This window comes from Brevibacillus sp. HB2.2 (assembly GCF_013284275.1).
Taxonomy (GTDB): domain Bacteria; phylum Bacillota; class Bacilli; order Brevibacillales; family Brevibacillaceae; genus Brevibacillus; species Brevibacillus brevis_D.
The window spans coordinates 122,995-137,474 of sequence record NZ_JABSUV010000016.1 but is presented as its reverse complement, the minus strand read 5'-3'; the positions used below and the strand labels follow the sequence as shown (position 1 = coordinate 137,474).

Annotated in this window: 14 protein-coding genes; 7 read left to right on the top strand and 7 right to left on the bottom strand. The window is 47.2% G+C overall.

What is annotated here, in order from left to right; all coding sequences use genetic code 11:
* Window positions 1–293: 293 nt before the first annotated feature.
* From HP401_RS14110 to HP401_RS14095, 4 genes are all read right to left on the bottom strand, one after another.
* Entirely contained in the window at window positions 294–1,898 is a 1,605-nt protein-coding gene (locus HP401_RS14110) for a glutathione ABC transporter substrate-binding protein (protein ID WP_173605443.1), read from the bottom strand.
* Window positions 1,899–2,377: 479 nt separating this feature from the next.
* Entirely contained in the window at window positions 2,378–3,010 is a 633-nt protein-coding gene (locus HP401_RS14105) for a sterol desaturase family protein (protein WP_173605442.1), read from the bottom strand.
* A gap of 26 nt (window positions 3,011–3,036) precedes the next feature.
* The gene (locus HP401_RS14100; protein ID WP_173605441.1) at window positions 3,037–3,753 is read right to left on the bottom strand and encodes a GntR family transcriptional regulator; all 717 of its coding nucleotides are present in this window, start codon (window positions 3,751–3,753) and stop codon (window positions 3,037–3,039) included.
* 204 nt (window positions 3,754–3,957) lie between these two features.
* Window positions 3,958–5,031, bottom strand: a complete 1,074-nt coding sequence (locus tag HP401_RS14095; RefSeq protein ID WP_012685307.1) for a branched-chain amino acid aminotransferase — start codon at window positions 5,029–5,031, stop codon at window positions 3,958–3,960.
* Window positions 5,032–5,260: 229 nt separating this feature from the next.
* On the opposite strand from HP401_RS14095, the gene HP401_RS14090 reads away from it, so the two are divergent.
* Entirely contained in the window at window positions 5,261–6,043 is a 783-nt protein-coding gene (locus HP401_RS14090; protein ID WP_173605440.1) for an SDR family oxidoreductase, read from the top strand.
* A 56-nt stretch (window positions 6,044–6,099) separates the two neighbouring features.
* Here HP401_RS14090 and HP401_RS14085 read toward each other — a convergent pair whose 3' ends face one another.
* Window positions 6,100–7,569 (bottom strand): amidohydrolase family protein, encoded by a 1,470-nt coding sequence (locus HP401_RS14085; protein ID WP_173605439.1) that lies wholly within the window; start codon window positions 7,567–7,569, stop codon window positions 6,100–6,102.
* Between the two features lie 283 nt (window positions 7,570–7,852).
* Between HP401_RS14085 and HP401_RS14080 the strand changes: the two genes are divergently transcribed.
* Both HP401_RS14080 and HP401_RS14075 read left to right on the top strand, forming a co-directional pair.
* Window positions 7,853–9,094 carry an amidohydrolase family protein gene (locus HP401_RS14080; protein WP_173605438.1) on the top strand — a complete coding sequence of 414 codons (1,242 nt, stop codon included), beginning with the start codon at window positions 7,853–7,855 and terminating at the stop codon, window positions 9,092–9,094.
* Window positions 9,060–9,407 carry a hypothetical protein gene (locus HP401_RS14075; RefSeq protein WP_173605345.1) on the top strand — a complete coding sequence of 116 codons (348 nt, stop codon included), beginning with the start codon at window positions 9,060–9,062 and terminating at the stop codon, window positions 9,405–9,407. Before HP401_RS14080 ends, HP401_RS14075 begins: the two co-directional genes overlap by 35 nt.
* Here the strand turns inward: HP401_RS14075 and pdxR are convergent.
* Window positions 9,404–10,813, bottom strand: coding sequence for a MocR-like pyridoxine biosynthesis transcription factor PdxR (gene pdxR / locus HP401_RS14070; protein ID WP_173605437.1), 1,410 nt, complete (start codon window positions 10,811–10,813; stop codon window positions 9,404–9,406). The two genes, HP401_RS14075 and pdxR, sit on opposite strands and share 4 nt — an antisense overlap.
* A gap of 101 nt (window positions 10,814–10,914) precedes the next feature.
* Here pdxR and HP401_RS14065 point away from each other — a divergent pair, with 101 nt between their 5' ends.
* Genes HP401_RS14065 through HP401_RS14055 form a run of 3 tightly spaced genes read left to right on the top strand, consistent with a single transcriptional unit; the run spans window position 10,915 to window position 12,934 of the window.
* Window positions 10,915–11,538 carry an FMN-binding negative transcriptional regulator gene (locus HP401_RS14065; protein ID WP_173605436.1) on the top strand — a complete coding sequence of 208 codons (624 nt, stop codon included), beginning with the start codon at window positions 10,915–10,917 and terminating at the stop codon, window positions 11,536–11,538.
* A 33-nt stretch (window positions 11,539–11,571) separates the two neighbouring features.
* Complete coding sequence (locus HP401_RS14060; RefSeq protein WP_173605435.1) at window positions 11,572–12,210, top strand: LysE family translocator; 639 nt, start codon at window positions 11,572–11,574, stop codon at window positions 12,208–12,210.
* Window positions 12,211–12,238: 28 nt separating this feature from the next.
* Window positions 12,239–12,934 (top strand): B3/B4 domain-containing protein, encoded by a 696-nt coding sequence (locus HP401_RS14055; RefSeq protein ID WP_173605434.1) that lies wholly within the window; start codon window positions 12,239–12,241, stop codon window positions 12,932–12,934.
* 45 nt (window positions 12,935–12,979) lie between these two features.
* Here the strand turns inward: HP401_RS14055 and HP401_RS14050 are convergent, their stop codons facing one another.
* Window positions 12,980–13,354 (bottom strand): nuclear transport factor 2 family protein, encoded by a 375-nt coding sequence (locus tag HP401_RS14050; RefSeq protein ID WP_173605433.1) that lies wholly within the window; start codon window positions 13,352–13,354, stop codon window positions 12,980–12,982.
* Between the two features lie 263 nt (window positions 13,355–13,617).
* Here HP401_RS14050 and HP401_RS14045 point away from each other — a divergent pair, with 263 nt between their 5' ends.
* The gene (locus HP401_RS14045) at window positions 13,618–14,460 is read left to right on the top strand and encodes a DUF92 domain-containing protein (RefSeq protein ID WP_173605432.1); all 843 of its coding nucleotides are present in this window, start codon (window positions 13,618–13,620) and stop codon (window positions 14,458–14,460) included.
* Window positions 14,461–14,480: the final 20 nt, after the last annotated feature.

Here is a 14,480-nt window from a genome sequence, read left to right as displayed (position 1 = left end):
TTCGCGGGCAAAAGAAACGCAACGTGCCCGGGCTACGTAGCGGCTACCACTTTTGCGTTTCCCCGCAAATCCCTTCAGAGCTGACAGTCTTAGCCCCCAGCAGGACGGAGCCTGGAGCCTAGACTGGAAATATTCTTCTCCCCACCGCAGCCACAATACTGGCTTCGCCAAGATTTTTGGTGAAGCCTTCGTACCCAAAGGGCAAAAGTCTTCGATGTCGATATGGATTTTTATAAATACTTATCTACTAAAAAAGACCCTCTCCATTTGGTGGAGAAGGTCTCTAGCTCCTGCTATTGAATCGTGACTTGGCTCACGTCAATGTACCCGGATGGACTGATGTACACACCCTGTACATTTTTTGCAATGGCTGCGAGGTTTTCACTGCTGCGGAATGGCAACAACGGCACCTCCTCCATCTCGATTTGCTGCGCCTCTGCGTAGATTTCCTTGCGCTTCTCTGGATCTTTTTCCTTACGCCCCGCCTCGATCAGCGCATCGACTTTCGGATTATTGTAGAAGGAATGGTTGCCTGGCACACCTGCTGACGTGCTGTGGAAGAGATTGTACTGGTTGTAATCGGCATCCCCGGTCGCATTGCCCCAGCCACTAATGAACATTTGCGCTTCCCCTTTTGCCGCCAATTCCAAATACGCGCCGAACTCCATCACTTGAATCTGCAAGTCGATCCCGATTCCCTTCAGCTGGGATTGCAGCACTTCTGCCACATTGATCCGTGCCTTGTTGTCATTGAGATAGATGGTTGCCTTGAATCCGTTGGCGTAGCCTGCTTCGGTGAGCAATTGCTTCGCTTTGTTCAAATCGTAGTCTGGCGTTTTAATATTCGGGCTGTAGCCGATGACTTTTGGCCCTAATGACGAGATCGCTACTTTTCCGACATTGTTATAAACCCCTTTAATAATTGCTTCCTTATCAATCGCATGGGCGATGGCCTGACGAACGCGAACATCATCAAAAGGCTTCTGCTTGACGTTCATCCCGATATGGTCAACCGCGAATGATTCGAATCGCCCCAAAGACATGCTCTGCGAGTTCTGTACCCTTTCCAGTTCAGTGACCGGTAGCTGTTCTGCGACATGAGCTTCCCCTGTCTCCACCATGGCTACACGTGTCGCGTCCTCAGGAATGGTCTTGAAAACGACTTTTTCCAGCTTCGGCTTGTTTCCCCAATACTTCTCGTTTCTCACCAAGACGATTTCTTGTCCAGGTGTCCATGATTCAAAGATGAACGGCCCCGTCCCTACTGGTTTCTTGGACAACTCTTTGCCAGATTCCTTCATCGCCTTCGGACTGATGATGCCACCCTCGGCACTCGCCAGAACGGACAGGAGCCCTGCGAACGGATAATGTAAGATAATCTCTACCTTCAGTGGGTCAATGACCTTCACTTCTTTAATCATGCCAAACATGTTTGCTTTAGGAGTCGGATTGTCTTTGTCCAAAATGCGGTCGATCGTCTTCTTCACGGCATCCGCATTAAAAGGCTCCCCATCGTGGAAGGTAACACCGTCACGCAGTGTGAACTCCCAGGTGACATCGTCTTTTTGTTTCCATTCTTTTGCCAAAAGAGGTTTGTACTCGCTATTCCGATCCATCATGACCAGACCTTCATAGAGCTTGTGCTGCGTCACTGCCATGGAGTTAATCTGGGTACTAAAATGCGGGTCCAGATTATTGGCATCGGACAAGCGCGCAATAATCAGGGTACCACCTCCACCCGCTGCGGCGGATGAAGACGCGGGGCTAGTCGAAGCTTGATTGGAGTTGGGCGCGGAATTCGTCCCACTGGATGTCTGACTGCCACCACAGCCTGTCAAGACTGTGGAAACCAAGACAGACAGGGCGAGAATGGATCGTAGCATGTGCTTCTTCTTCACTGTGAATGCCCCCTTATTCTGGATGATAGAATGAAAAGAATATGACATGACTAAATATTACTAATTTTCTCACTATTAATCTTTTCATTATCTTTACCTTTCTTTTCACTTTCTTTACTATGTCGTTTTTGAATGTTAAAAATAACTCTATTGGAGCTACCTGCGCCATAGTGGAGGAGAAGAAAAAGCACAGGTCTCTTCGACTCTGACACGCCAGCATGGGAGATTCACTGGACGTCTCCACTTAAAAAAGGGGACCGTCGGGCCAAAGCCACCCTACGGGCGGACGTTTCTCGAGGAAGAAGTGTTCGACAAGCGTGGTCCCCTTTTTTAAGTTCCGACTGGGCTGGCTTTGTCAAGGTCTGCGAGCCCTGTGCTTTTTCTTCTCACTAGCTTTGTTGGTTCATCGGTACCTTTGAAAACGTAAAGAAGATAAAAAACCATCCCTCAAAAAGGGATGGCCGTGCATGAGAGAACATTTATAGTTCAACATCTTTGTCCCACCGTCTTTCCAGGTCCCTCACGGTCGAACTTTTCTCGACATCCTGTTCATTCTTGTAAGTTCCCAGCATGACGTCAAAAACAGGGCTGGTAACACCGTACCAATAATGTTCGTTTTTGAAGTGATGCCATAGATGGAGCTTTTTCATCCAGCGCCCCCATGGAGATATGGGTTGAAACGGGCGGTGGGCGATATAATGCGACCATTCATAAAATAGCAGAAATCCGATCACGCCTGTAACAAAGGCATTGGTGACAATCGCGTCGGTAGTGAGCAGATAACAAATGGCTCCGGTTCCTGCAATGAGCGGCAAGCTGTACCACACGGGCAAGAATAGCAGGTGCAAGTTGTTGGGATCGGTGTGATGATCGTAATGGAGGCGCTTTAACATTTGGAGAAAAAATGGATTTCGAGGCGGTTTGAGGTGAAAGAGAAATCGATGAATCAAGTATTCGCTTGCCGCATATCCAATCATCCCCGCCACGAGCGCCACCCATGTTTTCAACACGTACCATTCAGAAAGAGTGATAGACAAGCTAATCAGAAATAGGATGCTCATGATGAGGATATCCGGAAACGTAAAGAATTCCTTCAGAAACTTTGCCTTCAACAAAAACGCCCTCCTCTTGTGGTCCTTCACTTGTCTTGTTTCAACACGGTCCGGTTTCTCCACAACTCCAAACTTTTTTTCATTGCCTTTCTGGCTACACGCTCTGCTTCGATGTAATCACCTTGTAAAGCGACGTTCAAAAGTTCATGGTAATAGTGCCAAGATGCCTCGCGGTGTTCCGGGATGGAAAAATACCTTCGCGCCATTTTTAGATAAAAGGAATCAAAACTGTTTACAATCAGTAAATAGATAGGATTTAGGGAAAGCCTTGTCAGATTTTTCTGTAGCTCCCAGTCAAACGCTGCATAAAAATCAGCATCAGGTTTCAGTTGATCGAGATTGGCAAGCAATGCGACCACCTTCGGCTGATGAGCAGCAACTGCGTTACGAATGTAAACAGGCGCCAACGATATCCGCAGTTCCAGCAAGTACGAAATAAACTCATCCGTAACATCGTCGTGGTTTTGAATGATATGGACTAGGGTCATTATATTGCCTTGATGCCAATAATCATTAACAATTGCCGGATGTCCTTTCCGCACAGTGATCCAGCCATCTCTTTCCAAGCGTTGCAGTGCTTCTCTAACGGTTGGCCTGCCTACCCCGTAGTACTCTGCCAATTCCCGTTCCGGCCGCAGCGTACTTCCTACAGGATACTCTCGGGTCAAAATTGCTCTGATTAATTTCTTCTCAATTTGATCCGACGACCGTTCCTTCTTTCCCCCTTTTTTCTCCATTGTCATGTTTCCCTCCCTGCATTGCTGGTCCTACAGCAAATCTTTGTGGTATTACCACAAAAGGTAATATTTTACATAACCACTGTCAAGAGGTGAAATACTTGGACTTACCAGTACCCACGCGAAATTGAGTGCTCCTTCTCCAACTCAAAAAAGGCATAGCCCTCTCCCGAAAAAGAGAAGGCTATGCCTCTTATATTGCTGGCGTGACTATTCTGTCACCTTTACCGACCAGCCAAACTTGTCTTCACGCTCGCCGTACTGGATCCCTGTCATCTCGTCGTACAGTCTCGTGGTCAGTTCCCCTGTTTTTTCACCGTTGATGATCATCTGATGTCCGTTCCAGTTCAGATCACCGACTGGGGAAATAACAGCAGCTGTTCCGGTGCCGAATGCTTCTTCCAGCTCACCGTTGACATAAGCGGTATGGAGGTCTTCCATGGAAATCCGCTTCTCTACGACTGGAATTCCCCAGTCCTTGAGTAATTGGATCGTCGAATCTCTCGTGATACCCTCCAGGATGCTGCCGTTCAATGCCGGGGTCCACACTTCCCCTTTTACCTTGAAGAACACGTTCATGCTGCCTACTTCTTCAATATATTTGTTCTCTACACCATCCAGCCACAGCACTTGCTCATAGCCTTTTTCTTTTGCTTCCACTTGTGCTTTCAGACCGCCTGCGTAGTTGCCTGCCACTTTTGCGTTTCCTGTTCCGCCTCTTACCGCACGAACATAGTTGTTTTCTACGTAAATTTTCACGGGCTTCATTCCACCCGCATAGTACGCTCCAACTGGAGAAAGAACGATCACCAATTTGTACGTATGCGAAGCGCGCACACCAAAGCATGGCTCTGTCGCGATTACGAAGGGACGAATGTAGAGAGACTGTCCGCTTTCTGTTGGAATCCATTCTTTATCTACTGCCACCAGCTGTTTCAATGCCTCGACCATGAATTCCTCGTCGATCAGCGGCATGCTCATCCGCTCCAGCGAACGGTTCATACGCTTGAAGTTTTGATCAGGACGGAACAAGCGTACCTTGCCCTCTTGATTGCGATAAGCTTTCAAGCCCTCAAAGACAGCTTGTCCATAATGGAACACCATTGCTGCCGGGTCCAATGTCAGCGGAGAGTAAGGGACAATTTGTGGATCATGCCATCCTTTACCTTCAGTATAATCCATGGTGAACATATGATCGGTAAAATGCACACCGAACCCCAGCTTGTCAGAAGCTGGTTTCTCTTTTTTCTGTTCTGTCCGGGTAATTGTTAACTGACACTCCATCTTCTACATCTCCCTTAGTATGAAAACCACGATTTGAAACTTCCTATATATACAAAATAGCAACAATTTTGCATGATTTCCAGCGTAAGTTTGTCCTACCTCTACAATTTCTGGTTATTTAGCGAAAACTTCGCAAAAATTTCGTGATCGATTTTTTCTTCGCCAGGCAGGATGAAAGGAATAGGTATCCCGAAAGGAATGGATAGTGACAGAATGAGGAGGGATATGTATGACCACGCACCTTCGCTTGCACGGAAAAATTGCCATCGTAACAGGAGCAAGCCGCCTTCAAGGGATTGGGGCTGCTATTTGTAAAATACTTGCCTCACACGGAGCCGATATTTTCCATACGTATTGGACCGCCTATGACCAATCCATGACGCATGGGATTCAAAAGGATGAACCCGCCATCTTGCAGGAAGAGATCAGACGCTACGGAGTCAGATGCGCCGGGATCGAGATCGACCTGTCACAGCCTGATGCCTACAAGGAGGTGCTCGACGCAGCTACAGCACAAGTGGGCGCTCCAAGCATCCTCGTCAACAACGCTTGCTATTCAACAAATGACGGCTTCGAGGCGCTGGATATCGCCAGTTTGGATGCACATTATGCCATCAATGTGCGGGCAACCACAATGCTCAGTGTGGAATTTGCACGTCGCTTCTCCCAACAACGCGGAGGCCGAATCATCAACATGACATCTGGTCAGTCCAAAGGCCCGATGGTCGGTGAGATCGCGTATGCGGCAACTAAAGGAGCCGTGGATGCCCTGACGACGACACTTGCTGCCGAAGTAGCCACGAGAGGAATTACGGTCAACGCTGTAAATCCAGGACCCACCGATACAGGCTGGATGAACGACGAAATCAAGCATTACCTTTTGCAGCAATCTCCATCCGGACGGATCGGACAGCCTGAGGATGCAGCTCGTCTTGTTGCTTTTCTGGCTAGTGACGAAGCGGAGTGGATTACGGGACAAATCATGCATTCCGAAGGCGGGTTCATCCGGTAAGTGAAAAAGCACAATCCGCCGTTTCTAGCAGATTGTGCTTCTTCTATTTATTCAAGCTATGGTTTGCTCACGATTGGAAAAGATGGCTTGAACAGCTCTTTTTCGCCCAGCTGTTGATAGTCGCGCTCGACGTAGCCTAGACGCATTTTGTCAAAGTAACGCTGTCCTTTCGCTCTGATCTCTTCCAGATCAACTCCTGGCAGAAGACGGTCTTTCATCACGGTGCGCCCAGCGATGATGGAGAGCTTCACATCACGGCCTGAGCCACACGTGATGATCGTACGGATTGGATCATCAACCGCACCCATGTGGAAACCGTCCAGATCGATGGCAATGATATCTGCTTTTGCCCCCGGCGCCAATCGTCCCAGATCATCTCTGCCAAGGAAGCGTGCGCCTCCCAATGTCGCTGCGCGGTAAATATCCGCGTAGCTGGAATCCGCAACATCGCCTTCCACCAAACGGGACAGCATGCTGGCTGTGCGAATGTTTTGGATGAAGTCAGGCGGGAACGTATCGGTTCCAATCGCGATGTTGACGCCGCGACGCTTGTAACGAGCAAACGATTCGAGAGCCTCACCGTGGCGGCCTACTACGAGCGGGCAGTGAATCACGGTCGTACCTGTCTCTTGCAGGATCGCCAAATCGTCTCCCTCGCCGAATTTCGCTTTACTAAAGCCTGGAATGAAATGTGCGTGCGGAATGGCTGTTTTCTTTCCGAGGAAGCCGATCTCATTCAGGAACTGAATCGGTGATTTGTTGTGACGACGATGGATTTCCGTGTATTCATAGAGACCTTGTGCAGCGTGCAGACGGATCGGACATCCGAGCTCCTCGCTGTAGCGCTTTGTGTTCATCAGGTTCTCAACGGATTGTGACTCGATTCGCTCTGGTGCCAGCATTCCACGGATGAGTCCGTTGTGAGCCCCATCGAAATCTTTGACAAATTGGACAGCCCGCTCCAGCCCTGCTTGTCCTTCTGCTTCGTTCCACAGTACTTCGATCTCTCCATTTGCCTTCACAACACGCATACCGGACTGATAGCTCGGCCCCAAGTACATACGCAATCCCAAGCGCCCTGCATGAACAGCTGCGGCTGCCAGCTCCTCATACGTTTCCGCCCAGCGCTTGTAGAAAACGGATGTAATCGGCATCGCTGTCGTTACTCCATTTAGAATCAGTTGACTATAGGCGTAAAGGGATTTGAATGCCTCTTCCTCAGGGGTCATTACCTCATGGTAGCCTTTACGGTAGTAGTCTTCCGACCAGAGCATGTTTTTGTTTCGAGCAGAGGCTTGCTCCAAATGTACGATGTCGTGATCAATATCACCCAACGCATTCAGGTCAATGAAGCCCGGACTGACTACTGCATTGCCCGCATCGATTACTTCATCTACCTCGCCATCAAAATGGTGCCCCACATACAAAATGGTGTCATTCTCGTAAACGACTTCCCCATCTTTGATAATCACATGATCTTCGCCGTCAAAACCGATGACATATTTTGCGGTTATTTTCTTTTTCATGATGATCCTCCCTACTCTTTCTCGTTCCGACCTCTCCACTCGGTTGTATCCTTCGTTATTATAGGAAATATTCTGTAAAATTTGTTTCAAAACCTTTACGTGTATTTGCACAATCTTTACTCCTTTTCGAAAACAGGCAAGATTCCATACAATACGTAAAGATCATGCAAAAACTAGTAAAAAAGATGAAAACCCTTGTTCAAAATATTCACTACAATTAAGAGAGACAGCTAGACTGAACTCTCATCCACTACTTGCAAGATAGAGAAAGGGCTGATTTCTAGTGATACAAGCTTTTTGGTTAACCAACGTCCGTCTCGATAAAGGATTTGAAACAGGAGACGACGGTGTCTTTCACACAATCTCGGAGATCTGTCATTTGAAAATCGAAGACGGCAGAATCGCAGAGATCGTATCCGCGACCGAGCCACTCGACACCCCTTTACCGCAAGAAGATGCAAAAGGTTTATTGGCCCTCCCCTCTTTTGTTGAAAAGCATAATCATCTGGATAAAACGTATGCAGGCGCAACCTGGAAATCCTGCCTCCCTCCGAAAAAACTGATTGATCGCTTGGAGTTCGAAGCAAATGAAATGCCGCTGATGACGGGGACGACCAAAGAGCGCGCACAAGCGATGCTCCAGCTCCATATTAAAGGCGGTGCCACTCATGTCCGCACTCACGTCAACATCGATCCATACATCGGGCTGAAAAATCTGGAGGGTGTGCGTGCAGCACTAGAAGAGTACAGTGATCGTCTGACGTATGAAATCGTTGCTTTCCCGCAGCAGGGGCTGTTGCGCACACAAGCAAGCTCCTTGATGAGACAAGCGATGAAGGAAGGCGCTACACTGGTTGGGGGCTTGGACCCGGCTGGGATTGATAATGAATTGGAAGGCTCCTTGCGTGAAATGATGGACATTGCGGTGGAAGCAGATGCAGATGTCGATATTCACCTGCATGATCCAGGGACACTCGGCTTTTATACGATCAAAAGACTGCTTGATCTAACCGAGGAAGCTGGCTGGCAGAACCGTATGGCGATCAGTCATGCCTTTGCGCTCGGAGATGTGTCGATGGAGGAGTCCTCGGACATGGCAGATCGATTGTCCCAGCTGGGAACGATGATCATGACAACCGTTCCGATTAATCGGGCAATGCCACCTGTTCCGATGCTTCATGCCAAAGGCGTACAAGTCGCACTTGGTTACGATGGATTCTATGATTCGTGGTCGCCATATGGTACAGGCGATATGCTGGATAAGCTAAACCGTCTGGTCGAGCGTTACCGTTGGGTCGATGAGAAATCATTGGTGCAATCGTTGTACTTCATCACTGGAGGAAAAACAACGCTCGATAAAGATGGCAACCGTGCATGGCCAAAGGTTGGCGATGAGGCGAGCATCGTGTTTGCAGAAAGCTCCTGCTCTGCGGAAGCGATTGCGAGAAAATCTCGTCGGGCTACTGTTATGTTTAAAGGAAAAATTGTGCATGGTGCTTTGGAGAGAATGGGAGAAACAAAGTAGCCAGTTGGATACGAGGGCTTCGCTGATTTTTCAGGGGAGCCTTTATTGTTTTGGTCTAAATCGCGCCTTTGGTGGTGGGGAGAAAAAAGAAGAAAACGCTCAAGTTCTTGGGCTACCTGCTATGGGGTCATTCCTGCCCAGCTCCATGGAAAAAAAGAAACCCGCGTCCAAAGTCGCGCCTCCGCGAAGTATTTCAGAGGTGGACGCTAAAGGCAGGTTTCTTTTTTTCCATTGCGCTTCGGTTGGTATCCCAAAGACTTTCGCTTATTTCTTCTTTTTTCTCTTACCAACTTGGGTGTTTGTTCGCGACTAAAAGCTTGAGCTACCAAACCCGCCATTGTGTAACCAAGCCTTTTTTAAAAGCTTCACACCAAGCTGGATTTCATCAGTTGATAAATTACTGAAACCAAGTTTAATAATCGGTTCTTCCGTTTTGTTTTTAATGAAGAAGAGTGAAGTCGGATAGACTTTAACTCCCTGAATGGAAGCCTGTTGAATGAGCCATTCTTCTGAACGCTCCAGGTGTACTTTGACTAATACGTACAGACCAGACTGCTCCCCAATGATTGAAATATGGTGTTTGAAATGCTTCCTTAATTCATAGACGAAGTGCTGCATTTTTCGTTTATAAACAAGACGCATGCGTTTAATATGGCGATTCCATTCCCCTTCTTCCATAAATTTCGCCATGGCGAATTGGCTAAGGAGTGAAGTGGTGCTCTCGAAATGTGCGAATTGATTTTTATAACAGTTGATCAGTGGCTGTGGCAATACCATATAACTTAAACGAATTCCTGGCAGAAAGCACTTCGAGAAGTTTCCGAGATAAATAACCCTCGTTGAATCGATGGAAGCGAGAGCCGGAAATGGTTGTTGGGTATAGCGGTATTCACTATCATAATCGTCTTCGATAATATATCCTTGCCTATTTTTTGCCCAATGGATGAGTGCGTGCCTTTGCTGAATGGGCATACTTACCCCATATGGACTGTGATGGGATGGCGCCACATAAATCAATTGTGACTTCTTTTGTTCCAGGTGTGAAAAATCAGCACCTGTCTCATAAACGGGTAACGTTTCTAGTGTAAAACGATTTAATTGAAAAGCTTTTCTAGCGCCATCATAACCAGGGTCCTCCACAATCACGCTAGAAAAATCATGTTTCAGGACAAGACCGAGATACACCAGCATTTGTTGGGTACTACTGCCGATAATGATGGCATCTGGTTCTGTTCTCACCCCACGAGACTGGAGTAAATAGGCTGCAATCTGCTCACGCAGGCCCCATTCACCAAAAGGTTCCCCGTACCGAAAGCTGTCCTTTTCCATCAATACCTGATTCGAAATCCTCCGCCACGTTTTTAAAGGGAAATGCGATTGATCGACAACGTCTGCGCGAAAATCAATGCGAACAGAGGGTACCGGCTCTGTTTGCTTGTGAGTAGAAGAGCTGCGGGCCTCATGAAATAAAACGGGCTCTAACTCATTCACAAAATAACCTTTGCGGCCTTCTCCACGAATATACCCTTCTGCAACAAGCTGTTCATACGCCATTAATGTTGTATTACGGCTTACATGTAAGGAATCTGCGAGTTGACGAATGGAGGGCAATGGCTCATCCGCCTTTATGTCGCCTTGTTCAATAAACGATTTAAATTTCTCATAGATTTGTTTGTATTTAGGAGAGCTATCCTTGAATGTAAAAATGGTATTTTTCATTTGCCCCCTCCTGACATGTACATTTGTTTGTTATTGTATCTTTTTTTATGTCAGTTTGTATCATAAGCTTGGTTCAAATACAAGTTGAAAGGATGGTTCCTATGTACATTCCTAAGCTATATCGTATGGAACATGATGAGGCCGTTCAAATGATGAAGGCTAACCCGTTTGCCCTATTGATTACGGTTGATGAACATCGCCCGTTGGCTACACATATCCCGTTGGAAATTCGTGAAGAGGACGGGAAAATCTATGCGACTGGGCACATTGCATACGGAAACATGCAGAAAAAAACGTTGGATAACAATCAAGATGTTTTGCTAATTTTTCAAGGACCCCACGCTTACATTTCGTCAAGCTGGTATGAGAATGAACAGGTTCCCACATGGGACTATCTCGCTGTACATGCGTATGGGGCAGCACGTATTCTCACGAAGGAGGAACTCAAGTCGGCTTTGGATACGATGCTGACACACTATGAATCTCACCGAGAAAATGGTCGGCTCTGGGAGACATTTGATCCTGAATTGCTTGAGAAAGAAATGAAAGGAATCGTTGGTTTTGAAATTGAAATCACCTCGATCCAAGGGGCAGCCAAAATGAGCCAAAATCGCAACAACACCGATTATCAATCAATTGTGACAGAGCTTGAAAAATCAAAGGACCAAGAGGAAATTCAGGTTGCTCAGTGGATGCGTGAGCAACGAAAAGAGTTATTTAAGTGATCAGCCTATAGATACAACAAGGAGTTGCTTCTTATGGAGTTTTCAACTATTTGGCTATTTGTCGTTGCCGCTTCTACATTGTTACTCATACCTGGACCAGCTGTGCTCTATATCATGGCAAGAAGTATTGATCAAGGGAAGAAAGCAGGTCTAGTATCAGTTCTAGGAGTGTCTCTTGGTGGTTCGGTTCATGTTTTAGCTGGAGCAATCGGAGTTTCTGCGATCCTTATGACATCAGCAACAGCCTTCCATATCGTGAAATACTTGGGCGCTGCTTATCTTATTTATTTGGGGTGCAAGACATTATTTTCAAAATCTGATAGCACGACTTCCGAAATTCCAAAAGCCCCTCGCAAAAAATTACGAAAGATTTTTTACGAATCAGCGCTTGTGGAGGTAATGAACCCCAAGACAGCACTCTTCTTTTTAGCCTTCTTTCCGCAATTTATCGCACCTACTGCTGGGTCAGTCACCGTTCAATTTTTGCTGTTAGGAACGATATTTATTATCCTCGCTTTTATTAGCGATGGTCTGTATGCCGTTCTCGCAGCAAGTATGAGAAAGCGGATTGTGGGTAGTACAGCGAGTTCAAAGGTAATGAATCGGATCACTGGTTATTTCTATATTGCTCTCGGGATTTTCTCCGCCTTTGCGAGCCCCTCCAAAACATAATCAATGAAATGAAACGGAGAGATAGGTTATGTCCAGATTTATCATAGAAGATGATTTTTGGTCGTTATTTCCGCATGCAAAAATAGGCATCGTGATATGTCAGGGGATTGATAATTCAAGTAGGGACGTTGAAAAATACGAGAAGCTACTGAGGGAGGCAGAAAAAGAAGCACACAAATTTTTACGCCTGGAGGAATTTAGCAGTAATCCTGTCATTTCCGTTTGGCGAGAAGCTTTTCAGAAATTCAAGACCAAGAAAGGGGCAAGGTGTTCCATTGAAGCTTTATTAAAAAGAGTGAAAAATGGCAATCCGATCGGAACCATAAACCCGCTTGTCGACATCTATAATTCCATTTCCTTGCGTTATGGATTTCCCTGTGGTGGAGAAGATATCGACACTTTTGTTGGCGATATTCGGCTAACGCAAGCAAATGGCAACGAACCGTTTCTCCCATTGGGACAGGATGAAAATGCTTCGCCATATGAAGGGGAAATTGTTTATAAAGATGATGACGGTGCCATATGCAGATGCTGGAATTGGCGGGAAGCTCAGAGAACGATGCTAACAGAAAACACGAAAAATGCATTCCTCTGTATGGAATTAGTAGATGAAACAAGAATCGATGAATTCCATATGGCGCTAAAAGAATTGTCTGATCTCGTGCCACATCATCTTGGCGGTATGGTGAAAATGGAAGTGCTGGATATCCATCACCATCTATAGTTAAACAACCGGCAGCCAAATGCACTGGCTGCCGTACTTAATGTTTTAGAACATTCCATTCTCATTGGGGGAATCAGCCGGTATAGGTTGGCCTACATCCCACAATTCAACGATTTGGTCGTTATGGAAACGGAAGATATGGACCACAGCTCCCCCAAGATCCTCTTGGTTTTGCTTCACATGAGAATGAACGGCAACGATATCCCCCTCTTCGATGGCACGTTTCACTTCGAGAATCTTATGCGGATTCTTTGCGGCGTTCTCTTCCATTGCAAGCATGAGAGAATGAGCATCGCCACGGAAAAAGGGATTATGGTGGCGGAAATTCGGACCCGCGTATCTTTGGTATGCTTCTCGCACATTCCCCGACGCTACCAGTTGCAAAAACGACACCGCATTCTCTTTGGAAGAAGTCTTCATAACCAATCATCCTTTCTTTATCAAGATACCCGTTCGTACAACACGTCTATCTATGCCCAACTTTTTGCCCTTTTTAACACTCCTCGTCACTTGCTATGCTTTCAATCTTGCCATACGTATTTACTATTTCTTCTGTATACCTAATTAACCTTTTTCCCACATCCGTTACTCCTCTATTCTGTCATTACCATTTTCTAGAGGAAACCGCTCATCTTGCCTGCTATGGTGAGGTATAATAGTCAAAGCAAAGGGGGCGGGAAGCTGTGGCATGGTTAATCGGTCTGGCCTGTAGCGCTGGGATTGCGGGAGCGGCTTATGTAAAACGGTCGCTGTCTGGTTCCGGCTTTTTGGCGGCGGTGATATTGGGCACCGTGATGTACGCACTCGGAAGCTCAATCTGGTTCGGTTCCCTCATCGCTTTTTTTGTCTCGTCCACCTTATTATCCAAGTGGAAAAAGCATAGAAAGGAAGAGGCCGAGAGCGGTTATGAGAAAACAGGGAGACGCGATGCTGGCCAGGTGCTCGCAAACGGCGGGCTCGGGTTGCTGTTATGTATAGCAAATTGGGCGTGGCCGCATCCGCTTTGGTGGTACGCGTTCCTCGGCGTGATGGCAGCGGTCACAGCCGATACATGGGCGACAGAGATCGGCGGCTTGAGCCGGAAGCCTCCGCGATCGATCAAGACAGGGCAGCGAGTTCAGCCTGGTACTTCTGGCGGTGTTTCTAGTCTCGGCATGGGTGCTTCGCTTGCCGGTGGACTATTTATCGGCGGTACAGCGTGGTTGCTGCTTGCGGTAGCCGGTCAACCCGCGCCGGATGTGATCACACCTGCTCTTAGACTGGCAGCGTGGATCGGCATAGCAGGACTGGCGGGCCTGGTAGGGTCACTGGTCGATTCATGGATCGGTGCAACATGGCAGCAAATGTACCGTTGCAGCGTTTGCAATCGTGAAATCGAGCAGGCCCGTCACTGTGGCAAGCCAGCCGTCCGAATCCGCGGTCGCGCAGGTTGGAACAACGATGCCGTTAATATCGCTGGCTCACTTGCAGGTGGTGCTTTCGCCGTCTTATTGGCGCTGGCAATCGGCTTACTATTTGACCTATAAAAAAACGGAAAGACTTCGTA